The organism is Arsenicibacter sp. R0_47 (genome assembly GCF_057652235.1).
In genome coordinates this window covers 81,530-104,556 of sequence record NZ_JBYFCJ010000010.1, presented here as the reverse complement: position 1 = coordinate 104,556, position 23,027 = coordinate 81,530, and the positions used below count along the sequence as shown (strand labels likewise).

The following is a 23,027-nucleotide window of genomic DNA, read 5'->3' as shown; positions in this document are numbered from 1 at the left end:
TTAGTGATTTACCGATAAAAGGCATTTACGTGTTAATTTGACATTTTTCCGCTTACTTTTCTCCGCCTCCTGTCCCATCTTTGCCGGATTAATCGACAAAACAAAGCAAATCTTTGCGATTGTGGGCGGTTCCGGGCGATTTTATTTTCCGGATTATGTACAATTGATACAAGGTTCAGTCCCTGATCCCTGCCCGACCGCATCGTCATGCAACAATCCGGATTTCAGCCGCCGGTTTTCTTTTTCAGCGATGATAAAACACTGCTTTCTGACGCTCTTCCTCTGCACATCCGGTTTGGTTCAGACCGGCTTTGGCCAGCAAACTAATTCAATCGGCATAGCGCTGGTTCCGCTGCCCGCCGGTACCTTTTACATGGGTTCGGAGCGGGAGGGTAAAGACGCCGACGAGTCGCCCGTACACCGTGTCCGCATCAGCCGGCCGCTGCTGATGGGGGCCACCGAGGTCACCAACCGGCAGTATGAAGCTTTTGATCCGGCCCACAAGGCGCTGCGGGGTAAATACGGCTTTTCGAAAGACGATGACGAGGCGGCGATTTTTGTTTCTTATACCGAGGCCACGGCATTCTGTGCATGGCTTTCCAAAAAAGAAGGTAAGCCCTACCGCCTGCCCACCGAAGCCGAATGGGAATATGCCTGCCGCGCCGGCACCATCAGCGATTTTTCGACCGGCAACGGCCTGCCTGCGGTGTATCAGAAAAGCCAGCAGACCGACCGCGATGCGGTAGTGGTTTCGCTGAAAACCGGTCAGACACCGGCCAACCCGTGGGGACTGCACGATATGCACGGCAACGTGGAGGAATGGTGCCAGGACTGGTACGGCCCCTATGTGCCCGGCGAGCAAACCGATCCGGCCGGACGCGCAGGGGGACTCTACCGCATCACGCGCGGCGGCAGCCACGGCACACCGGTGACGTTCCTGCGGTCGGCCAACCGGATGGCGATGTTGCCCGGAGATAAAAGCTGGCTGACCGGCTTCCGCGTGGTACAGGCTCCGCCGGTGACGACCAAACCCTTGCCGGTTCTGCCTGCCACTGCCGTTTTTCAGGGTGTTTCGCAGCAAAAGCAGCTCTGGAAGCCCGTTCCGGCCAACCAGCCGGTTTTCCGCGAGCCGCAGCGGTACGTCCGCAAACCCGACTGCCAGGATAATATACCGTTCTACAGCCACAACCATCAGCCGGCCATTACCTGGTGTCCCAACGGCGATCTGCTGACAATCTGGTTTTCGACCGATGCCGAATCAGGGCGCGAAATGACCGTTCTCGGCAGCCGGTTGCGCAAAGGAGCGACGGCATGGGATCAGCCGTCGGAGTTTTTCAAGGTTCCCGACCGCAACATGACCGGCTCGTCGCTGTTCCACGACGGCGCGGGGACGCTCTACCACATGAACGGCGTGGAAACCGACGGCGACTGGCAGAATCTGGCCATGGCGCTGCGGACCAGCCGTGATAACGGCGCCACCTGGTCGGCACCGGTACTGGTGAGTCCGGAGCACACCAAACGCCATCAGGTGATTGCCGGTATGTTTAAAACCAAAGAAGGCTGGCTGGTGCAGGCCGCCGATGCCGAGCCAGGCCCAACGGGCGGGACGGCCATTCACCTCAGCAAAGACGGCGGCAAAACATGGACCATGCCCTCGGAAGGGCAACAGGCACCGGCCTTTACGGCGGGTGGTTCGGGTGCGCTCATTGCCGGGATTCATGCCGGGGTGGTGCAGCTCAGCGATGGCCGGCTGCTGGCGCTGGGCCGCAAAGACGACATTCCCGGCCCCGACAGTGTGGGCCTGCGCATGCCGGTCAGTATCTCGGGCGACATGGGTAACACCTGGACATATGCCGCCTCCGAACTGCCCCCGGTCTGGAGCGGGCAGCGGCTGACACTCATCCGCCTCAACGAAGGGCCGCTGCTGGCGGTATCCTTCACCCACCACCCCGACGAGCGCGACGGCGCAAAAGCCGGCATGTATTTCCGAAAACGCGACGGCTCTGTGTTTAAAGGCTACGGCATGTATGCGGCCTTATCGTTCGACGAGGGAAAGACCTGGCCGGTTAAAAAACTGCTGACCGACGGCAAGGAACGCTACCTCAACGGCGGGGCCTGGACGGGTGCGTTTCAGACCGACCGGACGCACGCCGAGCCGAAGGGCTACCTGGCCATCACGCAGACACCCGACAACATCATTCACCTCCTCAGCAGCAGCCTCCACTATCAGTTTAACCTGAGCTGGATTAAAGAGTGAACGAGCGGGAGAGCGAACGAGTGATTGTCGCGCGATGAAAGAAGGTGAGGCTGCTCCGTTAAAGTATCTTAACGGAGTGTCAACAGGCGATGCATGCCCTTAACTTGGTGAGCAATAAACAACAACTACCTTGCTCATGCACCTCTTCCGTTTACTCCTTTGCCTGCTTCTGACGTATCCCGGATTTGCCCGGCAAATCCATGCCGGGCAAATCCATGCTGGGCACCATCAAGATACCTTACAGGATTACCGCTTTTACCATCAGCAGATTGCCGGGGCGCAGGAAGCTATCGTTAACCGGCAGTATGATCAGGCGCTGACCCGGTATGAAACCGTATTCAGCCGGTACAGCTTTATTTTCCTGCGGGATTATCAGGTAGCCACTCAACTGGCCCTGCAAACCGGTCAGCGCGACAAGGTGTTTTCCTACCTCAGAAAAGGCATTGCCGGTGGCTGGACGTGGAAGTCAGTTACGCGTAATGCCTTTCTGAAACCGTTAACCGCCGATCCGCAGTGGAAGCAGCTCCGCGACGATTATCCTGCACTACGGGCGGCATACACCGCAAAACTCAACCTTCCGGTCCGGGAAAAGGTCCGGAAGATGTTTGGCAAAGACCAGCGCAAAGCCCTGGGCGCGTTATTGACCGTTGGCCCGAAAGCACAGGAACGTTATGCCATAAAACGATTTGCGCCCCACAGCCAGCGTCAGCTCGCCGCGTTGAGAAACATCATACTGACCGTTGGCTATCCAGGCGAGCAACGAATCGGCACCGACCTGTGGGCGTCTGTTATCCTGAGCCACCATAACTCCATCAGCCAGGCCCACGCGCAACAGGACACGCTCTACCCTGTCCTCAAGCCTTATTTGTGGCAGGCCGTGATGTCAGGACAGATGTCGCCCTATGCCTATGCCAAAATTGACGAGTGGTACGTAGCCATCAAAAGCGGCCACACCGGTAAACACACGGCTTTTCTGGCCGACAAATTAACCAGTCAGGAGCTCAACGAGGCCAACCAACTCCGGCAAGCCCTTGGCCTGAGCACTGTCGAAACCATCAACGGACTGCTCGACCTACAGCAGCAAACCGGCATGAAGTTTTATCTGCCGCTGCATTTTTTTACCCGGACCAGGATCACAGATTAACTCAAACGGCGCTTGTAAACTACTGTATTTTGCCTACATTTAGCCCTGTCCATTAATTTATCCCACAAATCCATGAAACACCTGATCCTGACCGTCAGCCTGCTGTTTTCCCTGCCATTTGCCGTACTGGCCCAACGCAACAACCCGTGGCTGGACTCCACCCAAATCAACCGGTCGGCCACACCGCTTTGTCTGGCAAACGGCATCATTGTCAAGGTGACTGAAATCAATCCTGATTTTGTTACGTCCGTCAACGTCGTTATCGATAAGGCTACGCTTCAACAGCTCGGTCCTCTGGCCGATCATGGCTGCATCCTTATCGGAGCCGATCAGCAGTTCGATGTGATCACACCCCGCGAATACCGAGCGAAGAAAACGCTACCGGCTACGGTGCAGACCGTTGTGTACATGCTCAACGGCGTTATGGTACCAGATTCGGTACGCATCTCAAAGGCGGCTATCCGGAAAGCGGAGATGCTCCTTAGCACCGGACGGGAAGGTGTACCGGCAGATACGGCCTGCCTGAGTATCTGGACCCTGACAGACGACGAACGAAAAACACCCAAACCTGCACCCGATAAACCCGCAGGCGGTATCCGTATCCGCGGCAGCGCGGCAGGGGAATAAAACGACGAAAAGGCTGCCCGATATGCTCAGACAGCCTTTTCGCTACTTCACTTCCCTTTACTAAAGCTTTTTCAGTTCAGCCAGAACAGCCTCGCCAACGCCGTGTGCCGATTGCGGATTTTGGCCCGTCACAACGCGCTGATCAACGGTTACATGCGGTTGCCATAAACCGGATTTTTCAAATTTTGCCCCGCGTTCAATCAGTGTTGACTCTAAACTGAACGGAACCACTTTGTCCAGCTTTACCGCAATTTCCTCTTCGTTTGTGAAGGCATTTATTTTTTTGCCGTCAACCAGATACCTGCCGTTGTTCAGTTTGATGTTTACCAGCCCGGCTGGTCCGTGGCAAACGGCACTGACGATACCGTTATTTTCATAAATGGCCTGTGCAATAGCCGCAAGCGCTGTATTGTCGGCAAAATCCCACATCGTACCGTGGCCACCTGCATACAAAATAGCGGCATACTCCGCAGGATTCACTTCCGACGGCGTCAGGGTATGCTGCATCTTCGCCTGATATTTTTTATCTGCAAGGAACTTCTGGTTGACCGGATCGTCAGCATTAGCCCCGTAGTAAGGCGGATTTCCCCCTTTAGGGCTTACAAAATCAATCTCATATCCGGCCTCGCTCAGTACATGCCATGGATGCGTTACTTCTCCCAGGTAATAGCCTGTCGGCTCTCCGGTTTCACCTAATTTATCGTGGCTCGTAACCACAAACAAAACTTTCTTATTCATTTTCTTTATTGCGTTAACTTGTGCGGCCGCTTGATTCAGTCCGGAAAAAATGGTGCAACCTGCCATAACCATCATTCCGGTAAAAACGCGCTTAAATGCTTTGCGTATCGTCATCTGTGTTTGATTTTGACACGACAAAGGTCCGCACATCAGCGCTGCCGGCACAGGAAGCAGATCACAAATTTGGTGTGATGTATGTCACACTAAGCAGAAAGCCGGCTGAGCGTTTCTCTGGAAACACCCAGGTAAGCAGCAATTAACGTTTTGGGCATTCGCTGGAATAGGGTCGGGTATTGCTGCAGAAACTGGTCATAACGCTCTTTTGCGCTGCTGTTTAACAGCGACAAAATCCTGCGCTGTAAGGCTACGTAGCCGGCATTTGATTTTTTCCTGAAAAAATGCTCGATCTTATGCATATCTGCGCACAGCTTTTCCCGGTTATAAAGCGACAGACAAAGCACCTCGGTAGGCTCAATACAATCAATCGTTAAAATAGCTTTCGTTTGATTAAAATAGGCCTGATAATCAGTAATCCACCAGTCTTCCGCGGCAAACTGCAGGATGTGTTCTTTCCCGTCCTGATTTACAAAACAGGCTTTGAGGAGTCCATGTACCACAAAAAAATCATTCGGTACCAGGTCATCTTCCTGCACAAGGAACTGGTGTTTTTTTAATTTTTTACTGGTGAAATGCGACAGTATATAGTCAAATTCGGAATCCGTTACCGGGGTGATTTTTTCCAGTTGTTTTCTCAGTATTTCGCTCATTATGAAGAGGCACGAAAGCGCTTTAACAGGACATATAACCTACAGGTTCGTAAAAAGTTCATATCAGCTTTCGGACGGCGTTTTCTGGCTCTACTGCTCAAAAACAGTCTTTTTACTGCCATTGGGGGCAATTATGGGTATTGGGCTTTGATTTACTATGCTGATGAATCCGGTCAGGTCATTACGGAGCGAGTAGCGGGCCACCCGGCTACGCCCAACAGGGGCCTGTCAGTATGTGCACAAGCTACATGCTGACAGAGGCTTACCGGCAACCGGCCTGATCCAGTTTAATGCTATTTCTTGCCCGCAGCGTTGCATTGATGCTCACGCCGGGTGCTGATAAAATGACGGGCGACGACTTCTACAAGCCAAGGTTGAGGATAGCCCGGCGGATAAATACCGGCGTATCGGAAGCCGCCAGGGCAACTACATGCTGCTTTTTCAGCTGCAGCTTCGCATCAAACTGCCACACAATCGGAGCGCCGAAGCGACAGATCCCCGTAGTAGCTCGGGCCGGATTCGCCCGGCGTGGATTCGGCCGGCCCCTGTGCTGTAAAGGCTTGGGGTAGCGGTCCAGCGCTCGGGCAGGGCCACCTGCGGATAGCGGACCGGCACCTGGCTCATGTCGCCGCCGAAGGGAAGTCGCTGGGGGCCGTCTGTAGGGATGGTGCCAAAGACGGCAAAGTCTGAGTTGGGGCTGTCGGGTTTCTGCTGACAGAATACCTCACTTTGCTGCGCCGTCAGCTGACCGGCGGCATCGTAGGTCTGGGTACTGAAACAGGCTGCATTAGACGGGAACTCCGCTCCTTTCGGACGGTCCGACGCATCGGTGTGGGTCTCACTTTTGGGCAGTACGCGGCCGGCAATGGGCATGTAGCTGGTGAAGGTGACGCCTCCACCCGGCTGCGTGCTGACATGCAGCACCTCCACCGGAAAAGGTGGAAGCTTATAGGCATTCAGCGGAATATCCGTACTGACGGCCGGTTTCATGGGTTGGGCCCATAGCGGACCCACCAACAAGCCTAGGGCTGCGGTGAGGGCGACGGTGGTACGTGGGTAGTGGTGGTGCATGGGTTTATGGGTAAAAAGTTCGATGGTTTTTAGCTTTCGCGCTCGAAAATGTGCAGGGTGCCACTTGTGTCTAGTATATATAGCTTGTTTGCTCCTACTTGAGGAGGCTGATTCACCCAACTTTCTTTTAAGTTGAGATTCTCAAGCCAATCGATTTGGAGGGTACACCGATTAAAAACGCCGATATATATATAGCTCTCTTTCTCAGAATGGTGAACTATACAGGTAAAGTAGACATAAGAACCTTGAAACGTTTTCATCTCTACTACATCTCGTATATCAGTAAACGGTAGACGGTGTACTACTTTTAACTGTAAGGTGTTCAGGTCAATAACGTAGTAGTAGCGGTATTCTAAAAAAGACAATTCGCCGGCAATAACATCCAAATAAGGTTCATTTGCGAATAAATCGTTGTGCAAGTTGCTTAATAACAGATTGACGTTTACCAGTCCCGTTTTGAGCGACAAACCCAGCAAACGCCGTTGCGAACAAATTAGCCACAACATACCGTTATATTCTCCAATAACTTTAGTAATACTGCCTTCGTGAACCAAGCGTTTACCTTCCTGTTGCCATCCTTCATACCGACAATATTCGCTCAAATTAGCTTCCCATTCGTATTCGTTAACTATAAGAGAAAGGGATTTTAAATACTGTGAGGTGTATAGGTATAGATTAGAATGATTTAAATACAAAAACTCCCAATCGTAATTGTTTAACAAAAGCTTTTCGTTGCTAAGCTCAAGATTGTTTGCAAATAACTTATTATTCGTTTCCTTATCAGTTAGAAGGCATAAATTGGTATTGTCAGTAAAGGTAAAATTAAGAAATAACCTTGGAGTTACCTTAATAAAACTCTTATCTGTTTTTTGCATAATACCTTGATTATTAAGGTTATATGTAAAAAGATTCCCCAGTACAAAGAAATCATATACGTCTTTGTTGAGATATTCATCCTCCAAAGTCAATACATTGCCTCGTCCTTTCACCAATAGCTTATTATTAGCTATTTTAAAAGCGATAATGTTTCTTTTAAACGTCTTGCTTTTATACATCCTATTTGACATCTATGAACTTATAGAAAGAACTGTTGATATCTGATACCAACGTATTAGTAAAATACTGTTTTGCCGCTACCTCTAGCCTATTACCAAATAAACCTGTCCTTAGGTTTCCATTTGCCCAGATAGTTTCAAAGATTAGAGTACCCTTATTGGTAAGCACAAAATTGTCTTGAGTATCTTTGGTCAGCATCATTTTCTGGAACTGTACTTTGATATTGTCCTTGTTAGATATCTTACGGGCATCAAATATATATTCCAGATATGGAGCTTCGAGTCTACTAACCGACGGCTGGGAAAGATATGTAAGGAATTGGTCAAAATCACTCCATGTTCCATTACCTATATCACCTAGTTTTCCGGCGTCGTAGTTTTCCGTGTAGCTTTTGTACTCAATATACCCATTGGGAGGAGTAAGCTTTACATCAAATTCTTTGGAACTAAGAGGAAATGTATTGTCCAAATCATCAATGTCAGCCCTAATTAATCCCCTACTACGTAAATCGCTTAACATATGATTAGTACCTGAGCGCATTGAGAATAATGGATTTAAGTAGCTGCCCCCATTCAACAGTTTGTAAGCCGCACTCAGACCGGCATCATAAAGGCCAACCATATATTTCCCATTTTCCCATACTAGCCTTAAAGAGGGTATACCATAGGCACTTGGGTTATTACAAGTAGGGCAGGCTACATCTGAGTACCGTTTGAGTAAAGTTATCACTTGATCTGTAAATGTGCCAGGTATTCCTACTCCACTACCATTGGTGTTAATGATGGTAAACAAACGTTCTGTTTTTATACGATCCGTCGTTTGCATATCTCGGATAGTGGTCAATGTCTGCCAATCCCGGTTGAGTGTTCGAGTTAAAGTAGTAACAGCCTTATGTTCGGCCAACCATGCCTCAACCAATTCGGGTGTCAGGCTGCTTACATTACCACACAGATAGTCAGCACTACATGTTGCCCCTTGAATATCCCCCATAAACGCACTCACTTCATCAGGAGAGAAACCGTTTAACTTATCGGCAATCGCTTCCAGTCGCGTATTGTCCGGTATCGAGCTACACAGCTTTTCTACACCAGACCTGCCATTGGTGCCCCCCCGACTGCTCAGCGTACTCAACTTCGTGCAAAGGCTGGTCGGCATGGCCCGACCGGTACAGATGCTACAGTTATTTGTCGATGGGTCAGATGTTACATACGACGTTACGACTCCGCCAACAACTGAGAAGAATGCCAGTGCCGAGAAGGTTTTTTGCTGGGCCTGATTGATAATTTCAACGCCTATCGCCAGTTTATCGGCCGATTGAAAGATGATTAAATCTTCTGCCCCTGCAATTGTTTTCGTCAACCCCTCCACGGCCAGTTCACTCGCTCCCAGTACGCCCCGGTTTCCCGTAGCGGCAAGGCCATTGGCGGCCGCTGCCACTTCATCAGTTAACTTCTCGAATTTCCCGGTTATCTGCACAGCCGACTTTACGGTGGTGGTAATGGCTTTTAATGTAATCGGTATGTTCTGGAAGGCACCCGCCGAAGTAGTGATGCCAAGCACTAACGTACCGGCAAGGACGCCTTTCCGGATACCTACCCCAACCGCAGGCAGTTTACGAGCCATAGATGACAGGGTGGAAATAGCCGATTTAGCTTTACCAAGCAGGTTCAGTTCGCCGATTCCAACAAAAAGAGAGAAAACGGTTGGGATGGCATACCCTCTGTTATACGCTGTTACACACTTCTGAGCCGGATTATAGACAAGCTCAAAGACTTTGGTAACGGTTTGGTCACTGACTTCTATATCTTTCAATAGTTTCAGGTCGCTCCATAGCTGAGCACGCTGCTGATCATCGATCAGCATGTTTAAGAAAAGAGGTAGTCCACCAATGACATTTACCGTTCCATTGTACAGCCCGCAATAATAGGCCCAGTCCTCCTGAGTGATGAAATATGTTGGGGTACCTGATGCATCTGCAATCCAGGGTAATTGCACATATTTTCCGGGGCCTGTCAGGTTACAATCCCAATATTTCCTTGGCATCTGAATAGAGTCCACGATAGAGGCTATGCCGGCAATTACCTGGGCAATCGGGTTTTCAGCACTCATGCTGGGTGCCGGTTTTATTTTTTGCAGCCAGGCTTCAAAGAAACGGGCAAACCTGTCCGGATTCTTTGCCTTTATTTTGCTGCCATAGAAATATTCATACCGGATCACCCCATCAGCGCCATGGTCAATCCACAAATTGATATCGGTCGATGCCGGTTTATTGGCGGCTTTGGCAATTGCGGCCCGATTTTGAGGCGTTGTGGTTTGGTCTGTTACAAACAGCTTTAAACTGTACCCGTTCTCCGTACCAGTCCATACGGGATCTTTTCCTGAGCTGCGCTGAGTCATCAAAGCTAACGCTGATCCGGTTATCGTAAAGGTCGGATATACAGTATATATCTCCTCATACGCCGACGGGTCTGTATGATGTAAATAGCCTTCCTCACAGGCTGTTGCGCCCTTTTTATTTTCATACCCGATTTTCTTATCAGCAATGGTACAAGGAGACGGATTCCCCTGCAGGTAGTCAACCCGGTAAAAGCCTTTAAAGATGCCGGTTACTTTTTCAATAGCAATGCCATACTCAACCGATGGTTTGCCGGGAGCGGTAACAGAGACCGTCCGGACGGTAGGGTTATAGGTAAACGAGTACCCTTTTCTGAATACTATCTTAAGTTCATCAATAATCAGGGTATCATTTTTTGCCAGTATCGTTATTTTCTTCCCGACTAAAATATCATTTGAGTCTTTGGATGCCGCAGGGGCTATTCCGGATAACGTAGTATTCCAGTCGCTCAGTTGTTCGACAGGAGACGTACAAACCTGTTGATTAGCCGGTACCGATCCGGCGGCAACGCGTCCGCTTCCACCGGTAGCCGTTCCCGTTTCGGGGTGATTAGCCGCATAACAGGCTGTAAATGCTGCCGATGACGTTTGATACGACTGACAATCAGCCGCAAATGTTGCTTTCTGCTCTGCCGTTAACTGATTGTTACCCGAAAGACGGGCGCAAAGTGCTGCATTCAGGGTGCTTATTTTCTCCCGTTCCGCCGGTGTACCGGTATAATTGGCATAGATGTCAATTAACTGCGTTATGGCATCCTGCGCTAAGTTCACTACCTGTGTCACATCCTGCAAACCGCCCCAGTTCGGGTCATAAGCCGAGACGATGGTGCCGCCCACCAGTTCATAGCAGTCATTCACCACGGCCCCTTTCAGCTCTACAGCAATGCGGGTGTTCTTCAGGTACGGAATTTCGGTGTAGCCCGTACCCGTCCAGCCGCCCGAGCCGCCGGCAACGGTCATTACTACCACATCAAAGTCGCCGGTGCGGATGGTGTCGCCGGGGGCCAGGTTGGTCAACAGCGGGTCGTTCACGTTGCCCACCGGCGTAGCGGGTGTCGTGCCACAGTTATACGTATGGGCCACCTGTCGGCATGGTTTGCTGCGCAGGGTGATGAAGGCCGTACAGGTGCTGCCTTCCGGTGAAGTCATCACCACCTTATATTCCCCGATAGCGGTAGCTGAAAGCACCGGCGTACTACCCACAGACAGAGCTGCCGAAGTGCCCGACTGCCGGCTCCACTGGTAGGTATAGCCGGTGAGGGCTAAGCCGTCCAGGTGCGTGACACTCAGCGTCAGCGAGCTGCCTCCGGTGGTGGCGGTGGTGCTGCGCGGGATTAAATCCGTTTCGGTGCCGGTTGCATCTTTAGCCACAATGCGGATGTTGCAATCCGTAGCACTTACTACCGGGCTCACAATCACCGTCACATTGGTGCTGGCCGTGGTGGTGCAGCCACCCGGAAGACTGACTATCAGTTGGTAGTTACCACTGTGGGCGGTAGTCGTGTTCGGGATGGTCGGAGCGCTCGCGGTACTGGTAAAGCCCGCCGGGCCGGTCCAGGTATAGGTGGCACTGGTGCTGCCCGGATTCACCACCGCGCTCAGGCTCAGCGTCTGTCCGGCGGTGATGCTGGTTGGGGCCACAATACTGGCCGAAACCCCGCTACATGAGGTGGTACTGGCCGGCAGAACCGTTACCGTGGTCGTGGCCGTCGCCGTGCAGCTGTTCCCCGACCACGTAACCGTTACACTGTAAATACCGCTGTTGGCTGTTGTAGTGGCCGGGATGCTGGCCGACGCAGTGGTAGCCGTAAAACTATTCGCACCTCTCCAGCTGTAGACCGCACTGGTACTGGCCGGACTCACCACCGCACTCAGACTCAGGGGCTGTCCTGCCGTCAGGCTGGCCGGGGCCACTATGCTTACCGACACACCTGTGCAGGAGGTAACGCTCGACGGCGTCACCGTCACCACTACCGAGGCCGAACCCGCACAGCCCGTTGTCGAGCTGGCCGTGACGCTGTAGGTCCCGCTGTAGACGGTCGTTGCGCCGATCCGCTGTAGGGTGGCACCCGTCGCTGTAAAGCCGTTGGGGCCGCTCCAGGCATAACTTACACCGGCCGTCTGGGAAGCGGTTGCGGTCAATAGAATGGTTTCGTTTTCGGCATATACCGTGCGGCCGGTAACCGACAGCGGGTTGGAAACCGTAATCTGGATACTGTTGGAGGCCTCGCTGACCAGTTGGCCGGCTTCGCAGACGGCATAGAATGTGGTCGTCTGCGCCGGATTCACCAGCAGCGGATTACCCGTCTGCGCCGGATTCACCAGCAGCGGATTACCCGTCTGCGCCGGATTCACCAGCAGCGGATTACCCGTCTGCCCGTTGCTCCAGCGCGTATCCGCCGGTGATGCACAGCCTGTGGCCGTCAGTATGGCGTCTGGCAATCGGTCTAACAATTACCTGTCTGACATAGTAACCCCTGCCCCATAATCGCTTTGGGTTAGTGAAGACCTTGTTTGAACCGATAGCGCATCCGTTAACCCTGCGCTACCGCCAACCAACACAAACCACGTTAATGACCTTACGCGCAATACCCGTTGCTATCCTGCTCATCAGCGCCTGTACACTGGCTTTCACCACAAAGCCAGCCAGACCAACGGCTGACCAAAAACCGAACATCATCCTGATCCTGATTGACGACATGGGGATTGCCGACGTCGGTTGCTACCGCGAAACCGGTGCCTCCGCCGCCAAGGCAGGTCCGCAACTGCCGCCGACACCGAATATCGACCGGCTCGCTTCGGAAGGCATTAAATTCACCAACTACTACAGTGCGGCTCCGATCTGTTCGCCCTCGCGTGTGGGCCTGACCACCGGTACGGTGCCGGGCAAATGGCGGATCACCTCGTTTCTGGCCGACCGTAAACACAACCGTACCTGTCAGCAGGCTGATTTCCTCGATGCCTCGGCGCCCACCGTTGCCCGATCGCTGAAAGCACAGGGCTACGCCACGGCCCATTTCGGGAAATGGCACATGGGCGGCGGCCGCGATGTCGACAATGCGCCCGGCATCCGGCAATATGGCTTTGATGAATACGCCAGTACGTGGGAAAGTCCCGACCCCGATCCGCTGCTGACCTCGACCGACTGGATCTGGGCCAAATCGGACAGTATCAAACGCTGGAAACGCACTGCCTACTTTGTCGACAAAACGCTGGACTTCCTGAAGCGTAACCCCGGCAAACCGTGCTACATCAATCTCTGGCCCGACGATGTGCATACGCCGTGGGTAGCCGACGAAACGACGCTTAACGAGGCACCGAAAGGCACGGAAAAGCCCCGCGAATTTAAAGCGGTACTGGCCGACCTTGACGTGCAGATCGGCCGGTTGCTCGACGGCCTGAAAGCGCTGGGCATCGACAACAACACCATGATTGTCTTTACGAGTGATAACGGCGCCCTGCCGACGTTTCAGGGCGTGCGGTCGGGTATTTTGCGGGGCAGTAAGCTATCGCTCTATGAAGGGGGTATCCGGATGCCGTTCCTCGTGCGGTATCCGGCCAAAACGCCGAAGGGTAAAACCGATGACGAGTCGGTGATGAGTGCGCTGGACCTGTTCCCGTCGTTTGTCAGTCTGTCGGGCGCAAAGCCGGACCTGACCCGGACAGACGGCGAAAACCGGGCGAATGTGTTGCTGGGGAAAGCGGTGCCGCGCAAGAAAACGCTGTTCTGGGAATATGGCCGTAATACGGAGTCGTTCCGGTATCCGGCAGGCCGCGACAAAAGCCCGAACCTGGCGATCCGGCAGGGAAACTGGAAATTGCTGATCAATGACGACGGGTCGAATCCGGAGCTGTATGACCTGCGGAAAGACCCGTCGGAAACGACCAATCTGGCGGAGCAGCAGCCGGAGCAGGTGGCCGGTATGCGGTCGGCGGTACTGGCCTGGCGGTCGGGTTTGCCGAAGCTGTAAATGGCTAAAAACAAACTCCCCGAGGGTTTTAAACCCTCGGGGAGTTCCGGCACTACAACACCCGATACGTTTTCCCTTTCTGCGTTGCCAATTTCACCTCTTTGCCGTTGACACGCAGCGTGCAGGGCTGCCCGGCGAGCGACGTCACCGTCAGGCTGGTGACCTGCCCGTTTTTCCAGGCGTAGTCCAGTGAAAAGCCGCCGCGTGCCCGGATACCTTTCACGCTGCCTTCCGACAGAGCCGACGGCAGGGCCGGCAATAAATCAATCGTATTGTTCTGACTCTGAATCAGCATTTCGGCCATACCCGCCGCGCCGCCGAAGTTCCCGTCGATCTGGAACGGCGGATGGGCATCGAACAGATTCAGGTATGACCCACCGGCTCCCGACACCGGCCGCAACAGCATCCGTACCATCTGCTGCGCATGTTCGCCGTCGCGGAAGCGGGCCCAGAAGTTTATTTTCCAGGCCAGGCTCCAGCCGGTTCCTTCATCGCCCCGATAGATCAGCGACTGCCGGGCGGCTTTCATCAGGTCGGGCGTTGTTTCCCAGGTAATGTCGTTGCCCGGATGCACACCCCACAGGTGCGACACGTGCCGGTGCTTGTTGGCCGTATCGTCTTTATCTTCCAGCCACTCCTGCAACTGCCCGAAGCGGCCGATCTGATTCGGGGCCAGCTGTGCGATTTTTGTTCGTAAGGTATCGCGGAAAGCCGCATCGGTGTTCAGTGCTTCGCCGGCCGCCATCGTATACCGGAACAGTGTCCGGATAATCTGGTGGTCCATGGTTGGGCCGGCCACCAGCCCGCCGTTTTCCGGTGAGTTCGACGGCGTACTGATCAGCCAGCCCGTTTTCGGGTCTTTCACCAGAAAATCAACGAAAAACCGGCTCGCCTCTTTCATTACCGGATAGGCTGTCTGTTGCAGGAATGTTTTGTCCTGCGTAAACCGGTAATGCTCCCACAGGTGGGTACTCATCCAGCCCGCGCCTGTGACCCAGATACCGTGATTGGCGGCATTGATCGGCACGGTGCCCCGCCACAGGTCAGTGTTGTGGTGCAGCACCCAGCCACGGGCGCCGTAATGCGCCCGCGCCGTTTCGCGGCCCGCCACCGACAAGTCGTTAATCATGCCGAACAACGGGTCGTGCAGGGGCGACAGGTTCAGCACTTCGGCCGGCCAGTAGTTCATTTCAATGTTGATATTGGTCGTGTATTTACTGCCCCAGGGCGGCGCCAGCAGGTCGTTCCAGATGCCCTGCAGGTTGGCGGGGCGGGTGCCGGGGCGTGAACTTGAGATAAGCAGGTAACGGCCATACTGCATATATAAGGCCATAAACGACGGGTCGTTGGTTTTCCCGAACCGCGCCAGCCGCTCGTCGGTCGGCAGGTTATCCGCCGGTGCCGACGGGCTTCCCAGTTGTACCGAAAACGTGTTATAATACGGCTGGTATTCCTGCACATGCCGCTGCCGGATCTGCGCAAACGACTTACCGCTCAGGCCTGCCAATGCCCGCTGACACAACGCCACCGGATTACCCGACACATCCTGATACGACACATAATTGGTGGCCGCCGACAGATACAGCGTAACCGCATCAGCCCCCTTTATCACCAGCGAATCGCCGGAAACAGTGGCACTCCCCCGCTGCGTTTCTACCCGCAGAAAACTTTCGCCCCGCAAGGCCCCGTTCCGGACCTGCACGGCCATCGCCAGGGTCCGGTCATCAATCCGGCGCACCGACGATTTTTTGTGCGGACTGCCCAGCGTGGCACTGAACTGAAGACTCCCGGGTTTGTCGGCTGTTAACTGCACCACCAGCACCTGATCGGGCTGGCTCACAAAGTACTCACGGGTATACTGTATACCATTGGCCGTAAACCGGGTCCGGCTCACGGCTTCGCTCAGCAGCAGTTCGCGGCGGTAACCGGTCGCATTGGTAAGTCCCGGAAAACGCAGGTACAGGTCACCGAACGGCTGGTAATCGGCCTGGTATTTCCCGACTGCCGGTGGTTCGTCACTCTGAATCGCATATTTCCAGTTACCATTCAGCGCTACCCCGTCGGCGGCGGTTTTACCTTGCGGGTAGAGGGCAATGGGCCGTGAGGTATCCTTATAACCAGCCACCCCACCCTTATCAAAGTAATTCAGGACCTGAATGGCCAGCACATTTTTGCCCGCCACCAGCACACCCGCCGGAATGATGTACTTACGCGGGTCCTGCGTCTGCGAGGTGCCAACCAGCTTACCGTTGATAAACGTCCGGTCGTAGTCACGGATGCGGTTCAGGTCCAGCACTACTGGTTTGTCCTGCCAGCCGTCGGGGATCGTCACCGTAGTCCGCAGCCAGACCGCGCCGTCGAGGCCGTCAAGGCCGACCGACTCCCAGCCGTCGTAGGCGGGCACCGGCATAGTTTTCCAGCCGCTGTCGTCATAGTCCGGGCTGGCCGGATTGCCCGGAATGCCTTTACCGGCCAGCATGTCGGCGGTCCATTGTTCGCGGTTGCCGTCCTTACTTTTCAGGCCCATAAAGTGCGCTTCGGCAAGGGCATCGGCTTCTTTCTGTTTGCCGTCGGCCAGCAGCTGCCGGATTTGGGACAGATACGCTACCGCGCCCTTGTGGTTAGGGTCACGCGGTTCGCCGGTCCAGAGTGTCTCTTCGTTGAACTGAATGCGGTCGCGGGTGACGCCGCCAAAGACCATGCCGCCGATCCGGCCGTTGCCGACCGGCAAGGCATCGGTCCATTTTTCGGCCGGTTTCGTATACCATAATGTATAGGACTGGGCCTGAGAGAGTGCAGGGAGCAGCATGCCCAGTACGGCACAGGCGATCTGGTGAAAGAGTTTCATAGTCAGGTCAGGGAGGCACAGGGTGATGCTCTGTGTTAGCGATTGAGCCCCGTTGGGGCATTTTTTCTGCGTAATATACTGAACATCTATCACTTCAGAGTAGCGGTCAGGGGTTGAAGTTTTCCGGACCGGGCGATGAGTTTGCCGTCAGCGAAAATCCGGAAGCCTTTGCCCTTGCCGTAGTGCCGGCCGGTTTTGTCCCAGAGGATGGTGATCATTTTTCCGTGATACGGGACACGGTCAAGGCAGAACCAATCCCAGTGGCCGTCGGGCACCAGCGGTTTAATAGCCAGAACGTTGTTGTCAGCCGGTTTCAGTCCGATCAGGTCGTTGATAATCAGGTCAGCAAACCCAGAGTGATGGTAAAACTTGCTCCGGGGATTATCGCCCTTGAGCCATTCGCCGTTTTTTTCATCCTGATATTCACCGAGGTATATTTTCCCGTTCATGGTGTGCGACTTCGCATATTTCAGCAGTTCGTCATAAAACACCTGTTTCGTCATGCTGCCGTGATGGGTGTAATTCGTCAGCAGGTTCGACAAGCCTTTGAGTGTTTGGGTAGTGGCAAAGGGCCAGACAGGTCCATCCCATTCGCAGCCGTGGCCCGAGCCGTGGGTCCGGAACAGCGGGTGACGGCGTTCGGCAGTAGTAAGGCCCCAGGGCGCCCGGAAGCCTTTTTCATCGGTCAGCTGGTTCCACTGTGCAGCATAGGCCGGTGTGTCGTCGGGCAGGTTGACGTACCACGGAATAAAACCGATGGCCTCACGGGCGTTGGCAAAGCCCCCTTTTTCCTTCTTTACCTCAAAAAAGGAATCGGCCGCATTCCAGAGGCTGTCCATGGTCATCTTGCGCAGCTGCGCTGCTTTCTCAGTATACCGGCGTACCAGCGTATCGTTACCGGCCAGCGTTGCCATCTTCACCAGCGCCAGCGCATTGCCATACATGTAGCTGTTGATAGTCGGCCGGATGTTCTTTTCCTTACGCCCCCCGCTAATCGACTCCTCCATCGCATCTTTCACATCAAACTGATAGAACATCCCGCCCGGCACCTGCCGCTCAGCTTCCCATTTCCGGTAATCGGCGTCGAGCGTCAGCAGGTTTTCGCGGATAAACGCCTGATCCTGGTTGACCAGATACCGGTTGTAGACGGCATCATCTACCCAGCTGCTGAACGCATGAAACCGCTGCACGGTATGCTTCGGATCGACGTACAGCCAGAATTTGATGTAGTCATTCAGATAGTGCTGATTTTTCAGCCAGCGGCCTTCGTAAATGTGATGGCCCAGCGCGCTGCTGATCGCATTGTGTTTACCGGCATGGTTTACCTTGGTGATAAACTCCGTGAAAATAAAGCCGTCGGGGGTTTCTTTCAGGTGTTTGCGCATGGACCACCAGCGGTAGTCGTAGACTGTTTGCAGCACCGAATCCGGGCAATCGAACAGCGGTACATTTTTCGATAGCCAGTCAAATGCCTTTGCATTCGGCACGTAGTTTACGACGGCTTCATCGTCAATCGAGTTAAAGTAATTGACATGGGCTTTCAGCTTGTCCGTTGTCAAAATACCTTGCCCAGCCGCACCATACGGTGTCAGGATATAACCCAGCATTAAAGCCGTAAGTAAATGCAGCACTTTTTTATTCACAAGAACTATAAATTTCATTACCAGACGATTGTGTAGGTGATGGTATGTTTTCCGGAGGTTGCCGGCACCGGCATCAGCAAATCGTACCCCTTAGTGGTTTGCCGGATAACCGGCTTACCGCCCCGGATTTGTTCGAGGTAGTAGCGTTTGCCGTCGATGGCGTAACTGCCGTCGGCCAGCGGGTCAATGGCCGAACCACTACCCAGCAGGCAATAGAGTCCCGAAGCCGGTTTGTCGGCCGAAACTGTCAGTGTCCGGGTCAGATTCCTGCGGTCAGCAGCGGGCGCAATGGCATCCTCGACCGACCAGTTTTTGTAGGTATAGTAAAACACCGGCAGGCTGTTCCGCAGCCGGTATCCCGACCGCGTAAACGGGCTCTGATCGATCAGCACCGAATCGGGCCACGGACTATCGGCCCGCTCCGGCTGCCAGACCGTCGGCCGGTTGGCCAGTTCCATCGGTGCGCCCAGCGGCATGAGCAGTTGCTTTTCGCCCCGCTCAACCCACATGTTCGACACGTCGGCAAAAGGGCCCTGCCAGACCGTAATCGGGCTGAATGTATTCAGGTCGTAGGCATAGTTAAGCTTGCCGGGTATTCCCACGGCAATCGGGTAAGCATTCTTTTTACCGGCGTGCAGCATAAACCCGCGCACCAGTTCCGTCCGGTCGGCGACGGTAACCGGTAAAGGTTCGGGTTCAACCGTGTGGCGGTATGAACGGGGCGTTGTCAGGGGCGTCCACGGAATGCCGGGGCCTTCATAGTACCAGACCAGACTTTCGTCGGAGTTGCCGTAATACAGCTGAAACCGGTGCTTGCCGGCCGTCAGGGTTTGCGTTGCATAGAACGACCGTTCAAAATCGCGGTTGCCCTTAGTATCGATAACCGGCTTCCCGTCAATAAACAACCAACCCCAGCCTCCGGAGACAAACCGGAACAGGTAATCGCCGGAACGGGGTACCTCCATGTCTCCTTCGACGGCCAGCTGCGCCTTCCGGTCGCCGAGCCGCCACGACAGCGTATCGGTCGTCCCCGTCCGCACCGGCGTCTGATCTGCCATCGCTTCTACTGACTTATACAAGCCCTTATACGCCTTATACTGCATGTTTGACAGGCGGATCTGCCCCGATGTAAAGGCTTTGTACTGAATATTCCGGAATGCAACCGGCCCGTGGTCGCCCTGAAACATCAGCGGCCCCAAGGGTTGCTCATCGGGAAAGGCGGCAGACATAGTCGGGCCGGTAGCGTCTTTGTTCAGGTGGATCCGGACGCCGTTGAGTTTGACTTCTTCAAACAGCGCATTGGCGGTTTTCCGGCCCTGTGCATCGAAGCGCGGCGCACGGAACCGGACATACATGTGCTGCCACAAGCCAGGCGCTTTGGACGCGTTCAGCATTGGCGCGGTACCACCGAAAATCGTTTTGGTTGAGTCGTCATAACGCTGGTAAAGCCCGCCGCAATCGCTGTTGGTGAACGTATCTTTCCGCCAGCTGTCGAGCAGTTGTACTTCATAGCGCCCCTGTAAGTAGACACCTGAATTAGAGCCTTTTGGCATCAGAAAATCAAATTCCAGTTCAAGGTCGCCGTGGGTCATGCGGGTGAACAGGTTGCCGCGGTTCGTCACGACGGGGTGGACGACCAGCATGCCCTGCCCCGACGTGGTCTGCAGGTCCTCTTCGCGATGGCGGTCTGCCATCACCCCGCCAACAATCCGCCACGTGGTGGCCGACGGGCGCTGAAAGGCGGCAAAATTATCGAGGGGGATTTTTGTATACGGCAGAGCAGGCTGCGCAGCGGCATAGCCAGCCAGCCACAGCCAGCAGGTCCAGCATCCTACCCACTTTTTGATTCGTTCGTGCATATCCCTTCCCATCCGGCTCATTCTTCGTTCTGCATGAGCACAGTTGAACTATACAAAGAACGAGTGTTTACTTATGGAGATTTTATAGAAAATTAGCGAGTTATTCGGGTATCTTAACATTGAGTGATTGAGTGAATGGGTGATTGAGTGACCGCCTTATTCACTCAATCACTCAATCACTAATTAACCTGGCAGATACACGTCGAAGGTGGCGCCTTGTCCGGTTTCGCTGCGGGCGGTGATGGCTCCGCCGTGGTTAGCCGCCACTTTCTGACAGATCGCCAGACCAATGCCGGTGCCCTCGTAAGTTGATTTGCCGTGGAGCCGCTGGAAGACTTCAAAAATGCGGTCCAGGTATTTATTGTCGAAGCCGATCCCGTTGTCAGCCACGCTGATTTGATAATATCGGGCAGCTTTACGCGCCGGATGAACAGCCGGCGACAGCTGCGCTTGGTCTACGGTTTGACAACGTACCGTAATGCGTGGCGGCACACCCGGCTTCCGGAACTTAATGGCATTGGAGAGCAGGTTCTGAAAGAGCTGTCCCAGTTGCAGACTATCGCCCTGTATGTCAGGCAGTCTGTCAATTATCAATTCTGCACCGGCATCCTCAATTTGCCACTCCAGCGTATCCGTTACTTTTTCCAGGACCTGATTCAGGCTGACAGGCTGAAAAGTCAGCTGATGTGTCGTGATCCGCGAATACGCCAGCAGGTCTTTAATCAGCAATGACATCCGTTCGCTGGCGTGCTGCATCCGCCGCAGCATATCATGCCCTGACTCACCCAGCTCACGGGCGTATTGTTCCTGGAGCAAACTCCCGAAGGACTGAATTTTGCGCAGCGGCTCCTGTAGATCGTGGCTGGCGACATAGGCAAACTGCTGCAAACTATCATTCGAGCGTTTGAGGTCCAGATTGGTCATCCGCAGTTCGCTGGTCTGTTGTTCCACCTGCCGTTCCAGATTCTGTTGTGCCTTCCGGAGCTCTTCTTCCGCCTTTTCGAGCGCAATCCTGGCTTTTACCTGTGCCGACACATCGACCGCCATATGCAGAATGGCATACACCTCCCCTTTTTCGTTTTTCAGCGGCTTGTAGGTGAAGTTGAACCAGAACGGCTTCAGCTCACCGTTGTCCAGCAACATTGCCTCCTGCTCTGTTGTATCATAGGTAATGCCGGTACGGTATACATTTTTCAGCAAGTCGATAAACGGCTGGCCTTTAAGCTCCGGAATGGCTTCTTCCATGGGCTTACCGATCACCGATGCATCCTTGCTCCACATATTCAGCAGCACCTTGTTGCTGTTTTCGATGATGATGTCTTCTGTCACATACACCCCGATTGCAAAGGGTGCTTCCTCAATAAACGTCCGGAAGCGTTGTTCACTTTTTTCGAGCGCAATCCTGGCTTTTACCTGCTCCGTCACTTCGGCTGCCACTTCGATAATGCCTGTAATGACGCCATTCCGGCGCATGGGCGTATAAGCCACATTAAAGTAGGCATCTTCCAGGCGACCGTTCCGGTTGAGGTTTACCAGGATCTCCCATGCATAATGGGACTCTCCGCTTGCATAGACCTTTTCCATGATACCCGTAACCGGTTGACCCGTAATTTCCGGCAGTACCTCCAGCATCGGCTTTCCGACAATGTCCGGTGTTTTGTCGATCAGGGCGAGCATGCTGTCATTCACCGTATCAAACACCATATCCGGTCCTTTCAGCACGAGCATGGCTACCGGCGCCTGTTCGATAACGGTCTTAAAGCGCTCTTCGGAGGTACGCAGCAGGATGTCTTTCTGCTTTTGCTCGGTCAGGTTCTGCACCGTTCCGATGAACCGGTAAGGCTCACCGTTGTTCCGGAAGAAAGCCTTGCCGGTTGCCCGTACCCAGCGTTCCTGGTTATCATGCAGGCCAACAGTCCGGTATTGAATATCATACTGGCCTTCGTTAATGCCTGCCAGGGCTTGCTCAACGCCCTCCAGGGCAACCTGACGGTCGTCTTGATGCAAACCGCTGACAAACAAATCCCAGTTTACGGGTGTACCGGGCAGGACGCCGAACAGTTCGCGGCACCGGTCATCCCAGATCAGCTCACCGGTCATCAGGTTATAGTCCCACGTACCCAGGCCGGAAGCCTGTAGCGCCAGCCGGTATTTTTCCTGTTCGGCTTCGCGCTGACGGCTCAGTTCCCGCACCGACGTAACATCCTGCATCGACCCGAGCATCCGGACCGACTTGCCGTCACGGTGCATGATATAGCCCCGGTCATAAACGTACGCATAGGAGCCGTCGGCCCGCCGGAACCGGTATTCGCCTGACCAGTTTGCCTTACCCTGATCAATAACCTCGTGAATACTGGTCAGCACAGCATCCTTATCGTCGGGATGAATGTAATCGGACCAGGATTCAGGGCCGGGCGGCAACTTGTCAACCGAATGCCCGAATAAGGCATTAATGCCGTCATTCCACCAAACGGTGTTTTTGTCTAAATCCCAGTCCCATACAGCGTCTCTTGTTGCTTTTGCCAGTAACTCAAAACGTTCATTGGCCGTAGCCATATCCATATGATCAGGCTGATTGATGCCGGTCATGCAAAGGCGGTTTGTAAAACCGTAAATGTACTAAATCCTGCCTAACAAGATGTTAGATGGATA

The 23,027-nt window shown here is 53.9% G+C and carries 13 protein-coding genes; 4 read left to right on the top strand and 9 right to left on the bottom strand.

The window, feature by feature from the left end; all coding sequences use genetic code 11:
* Window positions 1–250: 250 nt before the first annotated feature.
* The 3 genes from AC23NW_RS18105 (at window position 251) to AC23NW_RS18095 (ending at window position 4,028) form a co-directional block, all read left to right on the top strand.
* Entirely contained in the window at window positions 251–2,257 is a 2,007-nt protein-coding gene (locus AC23NW_RS18105; RefSeq protein ID WP_487451064.1) for an SUMF1/EgtB/PvdO family nonheme iron enzyme, read from the top strand.
* 136 nt (window positions 2,258–2,393) lie between these two features.
* Window positions 2,394–3,401, top strand: a complete 1,008-nt coding sequence (locus tag AC23NW_RS18100) for a hypothetical protein (protein WP_487451063.1) — start codon at window positions 2,394–2,396, stop codon at window positions 3,399–3,401.
* A gap of 72 nt (window positions 3,402–3,473) precedes the next feature.
* Window positions 3,474–4,028, top strand: a complete 555-nt coding sequence (locus AC23NW_RS18095; RefSeq protein WP_487451062.1) for a hypothetical protein — start codon at window positions 3,474–3,476, stop codon at window positions 4,026–4,028.
* Window positions 4,029–4,088: 60 nt separating this feature from the next.
* Here the strand turns inward: AC23NW_RS18095 and AC23NW_RS18090 are convergent, their stop codons facing one another.
* From AC23NW_RS18090 to AC23NW_RS18070, 5 genes are all read right to left on the bottom strand, one after another.
* Window positions 4,089–4,766 carry a type 1 glutamine amidotransferase domain-containing protein gene (locus AC23NW_RS18090; protein ID WP_487451061.1) on the bottom strand — a complete coding sequence of 226 codons (678 nt, stop codon included), beginning with the start codon at window positions 4,764–4,766 and terminating at the stop codon, window positions 4,089–4,091.
* A gap of 203 nt (window positions 4,767–4,969) precedes the next feature.
* Window positions 4,970–5,533, bottom strand: coding sequence for a Crp/Fnr family transcriptional regulator (locus tag AC23NW_RS18085; protein ID WP_487451060.1), 564 nt, complete (start codon window positions 5,531–5,533; stop codon window positions 4,970–4,972).
* 441 nt (window positions 5,534–5,974) lie between these two features.
* Complete coding sequence (locus tag AC23NW_RS18080) at window positions 5,975–6,604, bottom strand: hypothetical protein (RefSeq protein WP_487451059.1); 630 nt, start codon at window positions 6,602–6,604, stop codon at window positions 5,975–5,977.
* Between the two features lie 29 nt (window positions 6,605–6,633).
* The gene (locus AC23NW_RS18075; protein WP_487451058.1) at window positions 6,634–7,659 is read right to left on the bottom strand and encodes a hypothetical protein; all 1,026 of its coding nucleotides are present in this window, start codon (window positions 7,657–7,659) and stop codon (window positions 6,634–6,636) included.
* Window position 7,660: 1 nt separating this feature from the next.
* The gene (locus tag AC23NW_RS18070; RefSeq protein WP_487451056.1) at window positions 7,661–12,496 is read right to left on the bottom strand and encodes a hypothetical protein; all 4,836 of its coding nucleotides are present in this window, start codon (window positions 12,494–12,496) and stop codon (window positions 7,661–7,663) included.
* A 131-nt stretch (window positions 12,497–12,627) separates the two neighbouring features.
* Between AC23NW_RS18070 and AC23NW_RS18065 the strand changes: the two genes are divergently transcribed.
* On the top strand, window positions 12,628–14,025 hold the full coding sequence (locus tag AC23NW_RS18065; RefSeq protein ID WP_487451054.1) for a sulfatase-like hydrolase/transferase: 1,398 nt from the start codon (window positions 12,628–12,630) through the stop codon (window positions 14,023–14,025).
* A gap of 52 nt (window positions 14,026–14,077) precedes the next feature.
* Here the strand turns inward: AC23NW_RS18065 and AC23NW_RS18060 are convergent, their stop codons facing one another.
* The 4 genes from AC23NW_RS18060 to AC23NW_RS18045 all read right to left on the bottom strand — a co-directional run bounded on the left by AC23NW_RS18060 (window position 14,078) and on the right by AC23NW_RS18045 (window position 22,964).
* Complete coding sequence (locus tag AC23NW_RS18060; protein WP_487451052.1) at window positions 14,078–16,873, bottom strand: glycoside hydrolase family 95 protein; 2,796 nt, start codon at window positions 16,871–16,873, stop codon at window positions 14,078–14,080.
* Between the two features lie 89 nt (window positions 16,874–16,962).
* Window positions 16,963–18,534, bottom strand: a complete 1,572-nt coding sequence (locus AC23NW_RS18055; protein ID WP_487451051.1) for an MGH1-like glycoside hydrolase domain-containing protein — start codon at window positions 18,532–18,534, stop codon at window positions 16,963–16,965.
* Window positions 18,534–20,375 (bottom strand): 3-keto-alpha-glucoside-1,2-lyase-like domain-containing protein, encoded by a 1,842-nt coding sequence (locus tag AC23NW_RS18050; RefSeq protein ID WP_487451049.1) that lies wholly within the window; start codon window positions 20,373–20,375, stop codon window positions 18,534–18,536. Before AC23NW_RS18050 ends, AC23NW_RS18055 begins: the two co-directional genes overlap by 1 nt.
* A gap of 183 nt (window positions 20,376–20,558) precedes the next feature.
* Entirely contained in the window at window positions 20,559–22,964 is a 2,406-nt protein-coding gene (locus AC23NW_RS18045; protein WP_487451047.1) for a PAS domain-containing protein, read from the bottom strand.
* Between the last annotated feature and the right edge of the window lie 63 nt (window positions 22,965–23,027).